The organism is Paenibacillus sp. JQZ6Y-1 (assembly GCF_040719145.1).
GTDB lineage: Bacteria > Bacillota > Bacilli > Paenibacillales > Paenibacillaceae > Saccharibacillus > Saccharibacillus kandeliae.
The window spans coordinates 18,161-32,127 of the sequence record NZ_JBFDUZ010000005.1 but is presented as its reverse complement, the minus strand read 5'-3'; the positions used below and the strand labels follow the sequence as shown (position 1 = coordinate 32,127).

Annotated in this window: 11 protein-coding genes; 5 read left to right on the top strand and 6 right to left on the bottom strand. The window is 48.6% G+C overall.

Translation table 11 applies throughout. The annotated features are described in order from the left end of the window. The first annotated feature begins 109 nt into the window (after positions 1–109). From gntK to ABXR35_RS20235, 3 genes are all read left to right on the top strand, one after another. Positions 110–1,690: a gluconokinase gene (gntK, locus tag ABXR35_RS20245; protein WP_367063865.1), complete on the top strand. Its 1,581-nt coding sequence runs from the start codon at positions 110–112 to the stop codon at positions 1,688–1,690. A gap of 130 nt (positions 1,691–1,820) precedes the next feature. Then, entirely contained in the window at positions 1,821–3,017 is a 1,197-nt protein-coding gene (locus ABXR35_RS20240; protein WP_367063864.1) for a GGDEF domain-containing protein, read from the top strand. 199 nt (positions 3,018–3,216) lie between these two features. After that, a complete protein-coding gene (locus tag ABXR35_RS20235; protein WP_367063863.1) occupies positions 3,217–4,434 on the top strand; it encodes an aminotransferase-like domain-containing protein in 1,218 nt (405 codons plus the stop codon). Between the two features lie 181 nt (positions 4,435–4,615). Here the strand turns inward: ABXR35_RS20235 and ABXR35_RS20230 are convergent, their stop codons facing one another. The 5 genes from ABXR35_RS20230 to ABXR35_RS20210 form a co-directional block, all read right to left on the bottom strand. Continuing rightward, positions 4,616–5,461 carry a methyl-accepting chemotaxis protein gene (locus tag ABXR35_RS20230; RefSeq protein WP_367063862.1) on the bottom strand — a complete coding sequence of 282 codons (846 nt, stop codon included), beginning with the start codon at positions 5,459–5,461 and terminating at the stop codon, positions 4,616–4,618. 249 nt (positions 5,462–5,710) lie between these two features. After that, entirely contained in the window at positions 5,711–5,968 is a 258-nt protein-coding gene (locus ABXR35_RS20225) for a YkgJ family cysteine cluster protein (RefSeq protein ID WP_367063861.1), read from the bottom strand. Between the two features lie 201 nt (positions 5,969–6,169). Beyond that, complete coding sequence (locus tag ABXR35_RS20220) at positions 6,170–7,294, bottom strand: 5-methyltetrahydropteroyltriglutamate--homocysteine S-methyltransferase (RefSeq protein WP_367063860.1); 1,125 nt, start codon at positions 7,292–7,294, stop codon at positions 6,170–6,172. Between the two features lie 165 nt (positions 7,295–7,459). Then, a complete protein-coding gene (gene pepT, locus ABXR35_RS20215) occupies positions 7,460–8,689 on the bottom strand; it encodes a peptidase T (protein ID WP_367063859.1) in 1,230 nt (409 codons plus the stop codon). A gap of 349 nt (positions 8,690–9,038) precedes the next feature. Beyond that, a complete protein-coding gene (locus ABXR35_RS20210; RefSeq protein WP_367063858.1) occupies positions 9,039–10,634 on the bottom strand; it encodes an NAD(P)H-binding protein in 1,596 nt (531 codons plus the stop codon). A gap of 690 nt (positions 10,635–11,324) precedes the next feature. Between ABXR35_RS20210 and ABXR35_RS20205 the strand changes: the two genes are divergently transcribed. Then, positions 11,325–11,930: a YjgB family protein gene (locus tag ABXR35_RS20205; protein WP_367063857.1), complete on the top strand. Its 606-nt coding sequence runs from the start codon at positions 11,325–11,327 to the stop codon at positions 11,928–11,930. 85 nt (positions 11,931–12,015) lie between these two features. On the opposite strand, the gene ABXR35_RS20200 is transcribed toward ABXR35_RS20205, so the two are convergent. Beyond that, positions 12,016–12,846: a class I SAM-dependent methyltransferase gene (locus ABXR35_RS20200; protein ID WP_367063856.1), complete on the bottom strand. Its 831-nt coding sequence runs from the start codon at positions 12,844–12,846 to the stop codon at positions 12,016–12,018. Between the two features lie 191 nt (positions 12,847–13,037). On the opposite strand from ABXR35_RS20200, the gene ABXR35_RS20195 reads away from it, so the two are divergent. Beyond that, complete coding sequence (locus ABXR35_RS20195) at positions 13,038–13,775, top strand: cyclase family protein (RefSeq protein ID WP_367063855.1); 738 nt, start codon at positions 13,038–13,040, stop codon at positions 13,773–13,775. Positions 13,776–13,967: the final 192 nt, after the last annotated feature.

Sequence of the window (13,967 nt, the reverse complement as noted above, 5' to 3'; positions counted from 1 at the left end):
GTAGATGGATATAGCAGGGCGGAGGATACATGACTCCGTTCTGTTTTATTTTATATTGCAATGATAGAGAGAGATACATCCAGAAGTGGAGAGAAGGAGACTGAATCATATGAAAACAACAGAGACATTGAAATCAAGTCAACAACCTACTGGTATGCGGATGATTGGTGTCGACATCGGCACGACAAGCACCAAGTCTGTACTATTTGAGGAAAATGGAACAGTAATCACATCGGCGAATATCGGCTATCCGCTGCATACGCCAACCCCATCGACAGCAGAGCAGGACCCGGATCAGATTTTGCGAGCGGTTATGGATACGATTGCGAACGTGATGACACAGAGCGGTACGTCACCAGAGCAGATTCTGTTCGTCTCGTTCAGCTCAGCGATGCACAGTCTGATCGCAGTGGATGAACAAGGCATGCCGCTGACGAACTGCATCACATGGGCGGACAACCGCAGCGCAGACTATGCGCGCCGATTAAAAGAAGAATACAACGGACACGAGATTTACCTGCGTACGGGTACGCCGATTCATCCGATGTCGCCACTATCCAAGCTGATGTGGATGCAGGAGGAGCAGCAGGATATTTTCAATGCCGCGCACAAATTCATCTCGATCAAGGAATATGTATTTTTCCGTCTATTCGGTACGTATGTGATTGATCATTCCATCGCTTCGTGTACCGGATTGCTGAATTTGCAGCAGCTGGATTGGGATGCCGAAGCACTGAAACTAGCAGGTGTAACGCCAGAGCGCCTATCGACGCTTGTCCCAACCACGCACGCTGTTGAAGGATTGCATGCCGAAGCAGCATTGGCGATGAATCTAGCGATATCCACTCCCTTTATCGTAGGCGCAAGTGATGGAGTACTGTCCAATCTGGGTGTAGGCGCTATTGATCCCGGTGTTGTAGCAGTGACAATTGGTACTAGCGGTGCAATTCGTACGGTGGTAGACAAGCCGCTGACCGATCAGAAAGGACGCATCTTCTGTTATGCACTAACCGAGGATAAATGGGTGATTGGTGGTCCGGTGAACAACGGCGGTATGCTGTTCCGCTGGGTACGTGACGAATTTGCCGCATCTGAGGTAGAGACGGCGAAGCGGCTTGGGATCGACTCGTATGATGTATTGACCCGCATTGCTGAACAAGTGCCAGCAGGCAGCGAAGGGCTGCTGTTCCACCCCTATCTGACCGGTGAGCGTGCGCCCCTATGGAATCCAGATGCACGAGGCTCCTTTATCGGGCTGACGATGAAGCATCGCAAGGAGCATATGATTCGCTCGGTGCTGGAAGGCGTTATTTTCAACCTGTATACGGTCATGCTGGCGATGAAGGAGCAGATTGGTCATCCGGCGAAGATTCATGCAACGGGTGGGTTTGCCCGTTCCCCGCTATGGCGTCAGATGATGGCGGATATTTTTGATCAGGATGTGGTGGTACCGGAAAGTATCGAAAGCTCCTGCCTTGGTGCGGTAGTGCTGGGATTGTATGGAACAGGACGTATCGACTCGCTGGATATTGTGAACGATATGATCGGCTCGACGCATGCTCATACGCCGAAGCCGGAGCATACGCATGTGTATCATCAATTGCTACCGATCTATGTATCTATCTTCCGCAGTCTGGAGCAGCAGTATAGTGCGCTAGCTCAATTTCAGAGTCGCGAGTATAACCGTTAAAATTTTCACCGCGGTTTCGCAGAAATGATGCGCTCCCCCGTTGATAAAGGTGGTATACTGAGTCCACAGTCATCCATCTAGGCTGGCAAGTATGGATTGCCGCATGACATTTGCGGTTGGGAGATACGCCATGAGCTTTAACCTGGACATGAAGACGATCTTCATCTCGCTGGTATTTGGTCATATTTTTACAGTCATTTTAATAAGCGCATATCGCAGGCAAAACGCGCCAGATCGTTCAGCCAACGCATTTTTTATGGCAAAGCTGATCCAAGCGCTTGCCTGGGGTATGCTTGTTTTTCGTGGCTTAATTCCAGAACTATTCTCGATTGTACTGGCGAATACGCTCCTGTTTATCGGAGCGGGGCTGGAAACAAGTGCGCTGCTCATTATGCAAAAGGTATTTTCCAAGCGAATCAAAAAGCTGTATATGATCGGCACGCTACTCTGTATTGCGGGCTTTGTAACGATTTATGCTTTGGACGTAACCGAGGGAATGCGGATTGTATACGCGTCGATTGCGACGGCACTGTTTCTGGTGTATCCCGTGTACCATATGACAACCGATCATACCGCTTCGACACTGCGACGGCTGATGGGTATCTTGTATGGTGTCGTGTCACTCAGTCTACTCTTTCGCGCTGCTTCTGCGATGGAGCTGGGCAGTCAAGTGGGGTTATTTACGGTGGGGCTGTATCAGAACTTCTCGTTTATCGCGCTATATCTGATTATGATTCTGGGCAATACCGGTTATGTGCTGCTATTCAAGGAACAGGCAGATGCGGAGCTGCTGCGTATTGCCAGCTATGACGAGATGACCGGTGTCTTCAATCGGCGTACATTTATGGTAGAGAGTCGGAATTTTATTCATCGAGTGGCAGCGCGTGAGGGGCAGGTTTCGTTTATTTTATTCGATATTGATTCGTATAAGATCATTAACGATACGTATGGTCATTTTACTGGAGATCGGGTGCTGCGGGATATGACCGATCGGCTGAAGGAACGGCTGCTGGAATTGGCGGGGGAACGTTATATTTTTGGGCGATACGGTGGAGATGAATTTGCTATTTTGCTGCCGGATACGAATGAGCAACAGGCAGGCTGTATTGCCGAGCAGCTGCGTATCGCCGTAGCGGAGAGCAACTCAGATGTGCTGCCTGTACCGTATACGATCAGTCTTGGCGTAGTCACAGTACCAGCACAGCGTCATATTCAACTGAATACGTTATACGAGCTGAGCGACCATGCGCTGTACAATGCCAAGCGCGCTGGCAAAAATCAAGTTGCCGTGTACAATCATGAGCAAGCGGAAGCCACGCTACCATAAAGCCAAACCTTCCACCGATCGGATCATCTATCGGGATGGAGGGTTATTTTTATACACAAAAATGAATCAAGGTATTCCCCGATTGCCCCAATATACGATAAGCTAGAACAAATACCGGGCTGGCATTCTGCATGCAGCTCATCTGTTGCAGAATATGCTGCCCTCATTTTCATTTTATGGGTCAGGAGAGAAGATACGCATGAACTATTCCTTTGCTGAACGGATGACGGCGATGAAGCCGTCCATTATCCGCGAAATTTTAAAATCTAGTTCGGGGCAATCGGTGATTCCATTTGCCGCGGGCAATCCGGCTTCCGAGACCTTTCCACTGGATGCGATTCGTTCATTCACGACGCAGATTCTGGCAGACCATCCGGTCGCAGCGCTGCAATATGGTGTAACCGAGGGCTACGAGCCGCTGCGTGAGCATCTGCTGAGTCATTTGCAGCAGCGCTTTGGTATCGACACTACGGGCAATAGCCTGATGGTCGTATCCGGCGCACAGCAAGGCATTGAGCTGGCATGTAAAATCTTTTGCAATGAAGGCGATACGATCATTTGCGAAAGTCCGAGCTTTATCGGTTCGCTGAATACATTCCGCACCGCAGGCGTACGTCTGGCAGGCGTGCCGATGGAGCAGGATGGCATTCATCTGGAACAGCTAGAGCATGCACTGCAAACCGAGCCGAATGTGAAGCTGATCTACCTGATCCCTAGCTTCCAGAATCCGACGGGGATCACCACCTCCGCCGAGAAGCGCAAGGCAATCTACGCATTGGCGAAACAGTACAACGTCGTCATCTTGGAGGATAATCCGTATGGCGAGCTACGCTTCCAGGGCGAAGATGTACCGACTATAAAAGCAATCGACGACGAGCAGCTGGTCATTTATGTTGGTTCCTTCTCCAAAGTGCTATCAGCTGGTCTACGTGTCGGTTATGTACTGGCACCGGATGAGATTATTCAAAAAATGGCAGTCGCCAAGCAAGGTGAGGATGTGCATACCGCGATCCTACCACAAATGATTGCCCACAAATTCATGACCGAATACGATTATGAAGGGCATATTCAGCTGGTGCGCGATGTCTATCGTCGCAAAAGCGATCTGATGCGCCGTTCCTTGGAGCAACATATGGACCCAGCGGTTGCCTATACACAGCCGGATGGCGGGTTGTTCCTTTGGTGCGAATTGCCGCCTGATATGCCGATGCTGGCGTACTGCAAGCAAGCCGCCGCGAGCGGTGTCGCAGTCGTGCCGGGCAATGCGTTTCTCGTTAACGAAAGTGAGCCATGCAACGCGCTGCGCCTGAATTTCTCCACACCATCTGACGAGCAGATTGTACGCGGTGTTGAGATTCTCGGTCAGGTGTTCACTCAGCAGCAGAAGGCATTGGCAGCGAGCAATACAGAGCTATAAGTCGAATGATGATTGTTTATAAAGGGAAATGAATCAAAGCGGTGTGGGATAGTCGCTATACAATGCTGCAAATCATGCCCAAACCCAAACAAAGACCAGCCTCATGATATGGGGCTGGTCTTTTGCTGTGTGTTGCTTGTGAGCAACTAGTTATAAAGATGACATGCAGGGTGTCATCGTATTATTTTTTGCTTTTCGGTACGGAATAGTGATACAGATTGTCTGCCAGTTCTTGCATTGTAGAGCTAGTGCTGTGCAGACGCTCAATCACATCGGTAAACGAGCCGACCAGTGTAGCTTGCTCTTGTGAAGACGAAGTGATTTGCTCAATTTCGCGCTCCATATTGCGGATCGAATCCTGCACTTCACGCAGTGCATTTTCAATATCGCCAGTCGCTTGCTTGGCGTTAACGGAAAGCTTACGCACTTCCGTAGCTACGACGCCGAATCCAGCGCCGAGTTCGCCGACACGTGCTGCTTCAATCGCCGCATTCAGACCGAGCAGATTCGTTTGTTCGGAGATTTCTTTGATCAGGGTCGCAACTTCATTGATTTTGGACGATTTCTCGACCGTGATTTTGCTGTTTTGCAAAATTTGCTCGCTTGTTGCCTGCAATTGCTGGGCATGCGAAGCGACGTGCTGTACCATATCTACCAGACTGTCCGAAATGGAGCGGCTATCCGATACGACATGCTCCAGACTCTGGTGATTGGACTGCTCGTAAAAGACGTTAAACATTGCGACCAGTTTGCCACCTTCATAAATAGGCACAGAAACGCCTTCCAGCGGGTATCCGAAGAGTTCTGCTGGGAAGAAGCTAATCGATGTTTTGGTTTTATCCGCTACACCTTGAAAATTATGAAAGCTAGGATCTAACTCACTACCAGTTTGATAACCAAGATTGAAATCGCCCAATTGCTCATAATATAAAATATGACTATGGTCATAAACCGAAACCGCAGCCTTCTCACGCAACGCTTTCGTGAAAAAAGGAATTACTTGTATCAATGCTTCAACAACACTCATTTTATCCCTTCCTTTGTAGAGGATGCAGTACTTTGTATCTTTATCGGGAAGCAACGAACGAATCTTTAGCCGAGCATTTATAGTAAAAAAATAGGCGTAAACCTTATATTTCACCAAAAAATGTAGTTAAAGCGTTATTTATTTCTATAAATATACAGAATAAGTGTGAAAAGGAAGGAAAGGCACTCATGATTCCACTCATTATCCATTGAAACGATGCAAAAAAAATAAAAAAAACTATAAAATTAGTCAGGCTGGGGAAGTAATGCGCTCCAATTCTTCCAAATAAGCAAAGGCATAGTCATCCGTTGTCCCACACATATCCAGCGAAGCCGCTAGACCACTACATACTGCGGGACGCTCTGGTTTGCCAAATAGACCACATCGACGTGCATCTGTCAGATGCGGGCATGGCATACCTGCAGGCTTACCCTCAGGCAGACCGGGGAGTGGGGAAGAGATAGAGATGACAATACAACAAGCAGCACATCCGGCACGACATTCCATCAGTCAGTCCTCCTTTAATGCCAAATGTGAATATAACGAGCTTAATCTATTCTATTATACAGGATGCGTAGCCTGCCCAGTAAAGAATCTGGAAATTATTCTATCTATTGAATGCAAAAAGACGCCTGCCACCACCGACGTATCGTCGAGGGCAGCAGGCGTCTGACAGATGAGCGTATCAAGTGCAAAGCCCATCCGTTTCTATTCGTTCCATACATCCTGTGCGATTTCGATCACATGACGCAGCTTGTCCCATTGTTGCTCCTCGGTCAGCAGATTGCCTTCCTCTGTGGACGCGAAGCCGCATTGCGGGCTCAAGCATAGTTGATCCAGATTCACATAACGTGTTGCCTGATCGATGCGGCGCTTAATATCGTCTTTGCTTTCCAGCTCGCCATGCTTGGAGGTAATCAGACCGAGTACCAGTTGAAGGTCCTTACGTTTGACATGCTTGAGCACATCCAGTGACCCGGAACGCTCGTCGTCAAATTCCATGAACAATCCATTTAGGTTCAGTTGATCCAAAATCGCGTCCGCTGCACCTTCGTAGCCGCCGGAAGCAGTCCATGTCGAACGGAAGTTACCACGGCAGATGTGCATGGTGATCACCATATCGTCTGGACGATTTGCAACCGCCAGATTGATCAGCTTCACAGAATCAGCAAGCATTTTGTCAGGGTCTTTGCCTTCGGCACGCAGCTTTTGCTTTGCGTCGTCGGAGAAGAATGCCGCCCATGAGGTATCGTCCAGTTGCAGATAACGGCAGCCTTCATCATAAAATGCGCGCAGCGCTTTTTGATAAGCCAGACCGAGATCGTTTAGCAGCACATCGCTGTCACTGTACAGATCCGTCCCAATCTGACCACGGAATTGCAGCATATTGGGGCTAGGAATCGTCATTTTAGCAGTGCGATCTGGGCTGACGACGCTATGCAGGAATTTGTAATCCTCCAGATGTGGATGCCCGGTAAAATCGATTTTGTCGACCACCTTGATCCCGCGCGGCTTAGTGGTTACGCCGTGGAACTGGATACCCTGCTGCGCTTCAAACGCCTCAACACCGTCCAGATTTTCGAGGAAGTCAAAGTGCCACCATGCACGGCGGAATTCGCCGTCTGTGATGGATTGCAGACCGAGTTCCTCCTGCTTGGCAGCAATGCGGCGAATTTCCTCATTCTCAATCTCTCGCAGTTGTTCCGCAGTAATCACACCAGCGGTATGCTGAAGACGTGCTTTTTTGATTGTTTCGGTGCGCAGCAGACTGCCTACATGATCAGCACGAAAAGGCGCGGTTGTGCGTTGCAGAGAAGATGGGGAAGATGTCATAATCAATAACCTACTTTCTGGATAGGAATAATCTTTTATGTTGCATCGTACCAGAGATTACACGTCATGTAAACGCAGAGCCGGCATGTGACTCCGGCTCTTACTTCTTTGCTTCGGATAACAGGGATTCGAATCGACGGAATGGTCAGAGAGCTATAGTTGTCATTAAGCTTGTTCTTCAAACAAACGAGCAATTTCCACGATCACTTCGGTCGCTTTTACCATATTATCTACCGATACATATTCAAACTTGCCGTGGTAGTTCTCACCGCCGGTAAAGATATTCGGTGTAGGTAATCCCATGTACGACAGCTGTGCACCATCTGTACCGCCGCGCACTGGTATAATATGCGGCTCTACGCCACGATTACGCATCGCCTGAGCAGCGGTATCGACGATGTGCATGACTGGCTCGATTTTCTCACGCATATTGAAATATTGATCACGGATTTCCAGCAAAATGCTGTCTTCTCCATACGTTTGGCGGAATTCATGCACAATGCTGGTGAGTGTATTTTTCTTGTGTTCAAAGTTCTCACGGTCAAAGTCACGGATAATGTAGGATAACTCGGTATGCTCTACATCACCTTTGATGGATTGCAGATGGTAGAAGCCTTCGTAGCCTTCCGTAAACTCCGGCGCTTCATCCACCGGCAGACGACGGTTCAGCTCCATCGCGATCTTGGCAGCGTTGATCATTTTGCCTTTGGCTGTACCGGGATGTACATTGGTTCCTTTGCAGATGACGCGTGCCGCTGCCGCATTAAAGGTTTCGTATTCCAACTCGCCGAGTGGACCACCATCGACAGTATAAGCATATTTCGCGCCGTAGGCGTCTACATCAAAGCGATGCGGACCGCGACCAATCTCTTCATCCGGGGTAAAGGCAATACGCAGCTTGCCATGCTTCACTTCTGGATGATCCAGCAGATAATGAACCGCCGTCATAATCTCGGCGATGCCTGCCTTGTTATCTGCGCCGAGCAGCGTTGTGCCATCGGTTGTCATCAGCGTATGACCGTGATAGCCATCCAGCTCGGGGAAATCTTTGGGCGACAGCACGACACCTTGCTCCTTGTTCAGCAAAATATCACCGCCGTTGTATTCTACCAGCTGTGGTTTCACATGTTTGCCTGTAAAATCAGTTGCCGTATCCACATGCGCCATAAAGCCGATCACTGGCACATCCTTGTCGCTATTGGACGGCAGTGTTGCCATCAGATAGCCTTCATCATTCAGCGTAATCTCTTCCAAACCGAGCGTATGTAGCTCCTGCTCCAGCTGACGCAGTAGATCCCACTGTCCGGGTGTGGACGGGCAGGTTTCGCTCTCTTCGTTGGATTGAGTATCAATCTTCACATAGGAACTCAAACGTTCAATCAGTTCATTTTTCAAAACGGTCATGCTCCTCTCGGATGTTCGGGAATAGTGAATGCTATATTGTATTTTAGCATGAACCGCCGGTATTGAAAGCATACGTTCCGTACAGATCTTCATAGATAACGATGCTAACTGGATACATCCAAACGGAACAGCCATCTTCATTACGCCAGCAGGCGCAGAAGGCGAACCAAAAAACCAGCTTCATCACGCCATCAGGCGCGGAAGCTGGTTGACTAGATCCTATATACGTAAGGATGGGATGAAGAAACGTAATGCTCCATACCTTCTCAATCCATTCGTATTGCATGAAGTGGGAGAAGGTAGGATGGAAATAAATGCGTACATCATCCACCTATCTACCTTAGGATGATGTCGTCGGGGTACGCGGTGTGCCAGTCGCTTCAGGCATACCCGGTGTATGCTGTAGCTGCTGCGTCTCGCCGCCCGTAATCATCCGTTTCAGATGCCAACGGAATAGCGTCATGACCCATAGATGCAGCTTGGCTTGCGTATATTTGTACAAAAACCACGGTAGCGCAGGCAGATAATCATGGATCGCGATAACACATTCCTGCGTACCCGGAATTTGTGAAAATTCCAGTCGCCCATGCTGTCCGAGGCGGTGCTCTGCCTGTACACGCGCAAAGCTACCACCCGTAATATTGTAAATGGCGCTCTCGTCATTGCTATGCTCTGGCGCATACGTCAGCTCTAGAATCGGCTGCTTTTTGGGCCATACATAGACACGGTGTACGCCTTCATGACATTCGGTGTGAATGATTGGACCCGCCAGTCTGCCGAGCCATTGCATATAATATTTACCTGCCCAGTCGGCGTTTTTACCTTCCGGCAGCAGCACACGCTGGATGGAACGAACATCCGCTAGCTTTTCTTTCTTGTCTTTGGATGAAGAAGAAGAGGAGTTGGAGTGAGATTTTTCTTTTTTCTCTTCCTTGTGCTTTTGTTCTTCTTCTAGCGCTTCCTTAGCGGATTCCTCAAAACCGATTTTGCCGTCGCTAATGCCCGGTACCATTTTGTCGGGATGAGCGACCATCGGGTGAGCCAGACTTTCGACGAGTGGATAGACCATTTCGCGCGGCATCTGAGTGACCAGTGTGACCCAAAGGCGCGACAGATGAATGGTCAGGAACGGGAAGTCGATAAAATGCCGTTTCTTGCCCAGTACATCTGCCATCCGTTCCATCATTTGCTTGTAGGTCATCACATCTGGTCCGCCGATGTCGATAGAGCGGTCGTACAGCGCTGGTTTACCGATACTTTTGCTCAATGCGTTCAGCACATCCGGCAGCGCAATGGCATGAGTTTGTGTACGTGTCCATGATGGTAGTGTCATCACAGGCAGCCGCTCTACCAACCGCACGAGAATCGGGAACGACGAGCCTTGCGGACCGACGATCAGACCAGCGCGAATCGTCGTGACAGGCACACCATACGAGCCAAGTGTTTGCTGAACCTCTAAACGGCTGCGCAGATGGCGAGACAGATTTTCACGCGGCTCATTTTCTGGCAAAATCCCGCTCAAATACACAATCTGCTTGATATTTTTTTTACGAGCAGCCCGGGCAAAATGGTCTGCTAGAATAAAGTCCATATCTTCAAAATCCGCCTGTGTCAGCTTGGCAGTCGGCATCATGGAATGCACTAGATACACCGCATAATCGGCACCTTCTAGCGCTTCCTCTGCCATCGACAGCGAGAATAGGTCCAGTGAGCGCCATTCGACATGCTCACTATTTTCACGATCATCGCCGTTACGGGATAAAGCAATGACATCAAAATGCTCGGTCAACTTTTCCAGCAAATTATGCCCGATGTACCCACTGGCTCCGGTCAGCGCAATCTTCGGTCGCCGCTTGCCAGTATCGGTCTGATGCCCAGTAATGGGTGTTACATTTGATTGTGGTGTCGGGGAAATAGAATGACTGTTATCGTTCAATGGAATCACCTCGATGTGCAATTTGGATAAACAGGCAAATCGTATGCAGACAGGAGTAGATACATATCGAAAAGAGAGCGATCACTGAAAAGGTAGTCTGCTGCAATATAGATCGTCTATTAAAATGATGTATAGGATGAAAGAATAGGTGGAATTGTGCAATGGCAGAAATGTTGGACCTCAATCCAAGGCAAACGACACGCAGTTGCCAACGTAAAGAAGCAACCGATTTTACAGAAAAGCATCTGTTTGTACAATACCCTGTTTGCGGATGCTTTAACCCGTTATCATACTGCAACTATAACGATTGCATTACAGCGAGCAAGCACATTTTGCATACATCTACACTTGCTCTCAAACAGATATAACGCCGCATCTTTCAACACCCTAAGTTATACATGTCGCAGCTTCATACACTGGATATGACTATCAATGAATACGACATTGTTACTGATTTGAGACGTGAGGGTAACTTCTTCGTGACCGTTCACATCATATAATGATACTCGCGGTAACCGCTCTATCAGGATAAGCAACGGGTCGATCGACATTTCGTTTCGGAGTCTACATTTCGATGGATGCAAGAGGAAGAAGTGGAATTATCAGCATGATAACGACGACGGCAAATGATCCGCTGAATAGAGGAATGACTTACGCTTGGAATCATAGGAGAAATAAGGAGGAATAATAATGAAGATGACGAATTTGATGCCATATATGCGCAAGGCGGCAATCATCGCTACGATTACAGGTGTTACAACAGCTGGTGCATGGGGGGCTGTATCCTCGCTACTGCCCATTCAATCGGTGCAGGCGGCAGCTAGTGCAAGCGATGCTAGATATCAACGCAATCTGGCGATCCAGACTCTGAATAGCTTTTACAAGCCTGCCCTGAAGGGTCAATTTCCGGGGGATGTCAGAGAGTTTACGATTGGCAAGTCCAAACGCGTGGATGTCATGAAGCGCTTTGGCTCAGCAGAGATTCCGCGTACAAGCGCAGCTGGATTCGATACATATACGGCTACGATGGGTTCGCCGGGCTATTCATTTCGTTATACCAACGACGTGTTGAGCGAGATTCGCTATTATGGCACCAATGTGGAGCGTCAGACGAATATTGGCGGCATTACGATGAAGCTGCTGCGTCAGCAGTGGTATGCGCCTAGCGCCACTTCCACCATCGTCAACGGCAAGCAAAAGCAAACCAAAGTTACCTACAATCGTGGTGATTACAAACTCGAATTCATCTTCAATACTAGTACCGATCTGGATCATATCAATCTGGTGAAAAAGTAAACGGGAACTATAAAAGGCAAATCGTCATGCAGTAATGTATCTGCATCCGATTTGCCTTTTTATTTATACCAGTGGAAACGATTGATTATTTGATACCCAGACGCATTCGGTAGCTGAACAGTATATTGATCATGCCGCCACGAAACACATCGTTTGCCATCGCCTCAAATACCGCGATCTCCGGCTCCAGATAACGTGCTGCCGAACTTAGCTTGAGTGTTGCCTGAATACCGCCCTGACTGAGCAGAAGACCAATATAGCGCTCTGCACTACAAGGCTCGGTATGATGAAATACAATCTCTCGTACGAATCGGAAATGCCCACTGTTTTGCAAGGTTTGCAGATGCGTGGATTTGTCGCGTTTTACAGGTAGCTTCTGCGGGTCCTCATGCTCATACAGCAGTCGATCTGCCAAGCCGATCAGATGCTCATATTCACGCTCCAATTGCCAATTCAGCACTGGCGGCCAGTCGCAATCATAAGCAGCAAAGACTCCGCCCTCTGCCAGTACACGATGGATTTCTGTTAACGTGCTGACTGGTTCCATCCAATGAAACGATTGCGAGCAGGTCACAATATCGGCGCTACCACTTGCTACCGGCAGTTCATTGGAATACCCGTGCTCAAATGAGATATGACGCCCTTCTGGCAATTGCGCTAGCTTCTGCCGTGCCTTGCCCAGCATGTCTGCATTCGGCTCTACCCCGATCACCTGCCGCGCACGTCCTTCCCAGACTAACGTAGACAGACCCGTGCCACAGCCAACATCGACCACAAGCTGCGGACGCTTTTGTACATAATTGCTGAGCAAATCGACGACTAGCCCCGGCGCATGCGGACGATTCTGGTCATACACATCCTCAAATCCGTTAAAGCGGTTAATATTGTTCATCTGATTATGCTCTGGAATATTCATAGCAGCCATTCCTTTCGGTTTGTTGGAATATTCTTGGTATACCCATTTGTCCAAAGTATAGCATATTGACCTCTGCAAAATGTCACCGCTATACTAAGGCAAAGCTGTATCACAGTACCGAAAGCTTGATCGTATTCCTACGATGTTCCGTCCCATCGCTATTCATCCAATCCAACAGAGAGGTGACCACGATGTCCAATGAACTCTTACAAGCACTGCAACTGCTCAAGCAAAAGAAATGGGTCGATCTGACACATGCCTTTGGTCCAGAATCGCCGCATTTTGCCGCCTTTCCGCCAGCTGAATTTCAAACGCTGTTTGACCACAATGACGGCTTTTTCGCGCAAAGCTTTAGCTTTGCCGGTCAATATGGAACGCATCTGGATGCGCCAATTCACTTTGTACGAGATGCCCGCTATTTGGAGCAATTGGAGCTGAAGGAGCTGGTGCTACCATTGGTCGTTATCGATAAGTCGGCTGAAGTAGCAAGTAATCCCGATTACATTCTTACCCCGGACGATGTATTGGCATTTGAACAAGAGCATGGAACGATTGCCGAGGGCAGCTTTGTCGCGCTGCGTACCGATTGGAGTAAGCGTTGGCCGAGTCAGGAGCAATTTGAGAACAAAGATCCGCAAGGCAATAATCACGCACCGGGCTGGTCGGTAGAAGCGTTGCAACTGCTGTTCCGCGAACGCGGTATCAAGGCAGTCGGGCATGAGACATTCGATACTGACGCTGCGGTCGATTTTACCCGCAATGGCTCACTGCTTGCCGAATACTACGTACTGGATCAAGATACATATCAGGTGGAGCTGCTGACCAATCTGGATCAGGTTCCACCGACAGGGGCAGTCATTTTCAATATTGTGCCCAAAGCTGCGCGTGCATCTGGCTTTCCAGTGCGTTCATTTGCCATTTTACCGTGAATGTAAGATTTTTCATTTTGGACAAAAAGAAAACCAAAAAAAGTAAAATTGCATCTTTTTCATGAACAGAGTGGAGGAGGAAGCGTTTACGAAATGAGCGTCTCGTCCTCTATGCACAAACGGTAGCGGAACTTCTCACATTTTAGCTATTTTCCCGAAGCGCCTAAAAGTGATATGATTTAATGAAATCCA

What these genes read in the sequence shown, in the direction of transcription:
- ABXR35_RS20220 (WP_367063860.1), bottom strand. Translation starts at nt 7,294, where the DNA reads ATGACATCTTCCCCATCTTCTCTGCAACGCACAACCGCGCCTTTTCGT.
- ABXR35_RS20200 (WP_367063856.1), bottom strand. Translation starts at nt 12,846, where the DNA reads ATGAATATTCCAGAGCATAATCAGATGAACAATATTAACCGCTTTAAC.
- ABXR35_RS20205 (WP_367063857.1), top strand. Translation starts at nt 11,325, where the DNA reads ATGAAGATGACGAATTTGATGCCATATATGCGCAAGGCGGCAATCATC.
- gntK (WP_367063865.1), top strand. Translation starts at nt 110, where the DNA reads ATGAAAACAACAGAGACATTGAAATCAAGTCAACAACCTACTGGTATG.
- ABXR35_RS20230 (WP_367063862.1), bottom strand. Translation starts at nt 5,461, where the DNA reads ATGAGTGTTGTTGAAGCATTGATACAAGTAATTCCTTTTTTCACGAAA.
- ABXR35_RS20235 (WP_367063863.1), top strand. Translation starts at nt 3,217, where the DNA reads ATGAACTATTCCTTTGCTGAACGGATGACGGCGATGAAGCCGTCCATT.
- ABXR35_RS20195 (WP_367063855.1), top strand. Translation starts at nt 13,038, where the DNA reads ATGTCCAATGAACTCTTACAAGCACTGCAACTGCTCAAGCAAAAGAAA.
- ABXR35_RS20240 (WP_367063864.1), top strand. Translation starts at nt 1,821, where the DNA reads ATGAGCTTTAACCTGGACATGAAGACGATCTTCATCTCGCTGGTATTT.
- ABXR35_RS20225 (WP_367063861.1), bottom strand. Translation starts at nt 5,968, where the DNA reads ATGGAATGTCGTGCCGGATGTGCTGCTTGTTGTATTGTCATCTCTATC.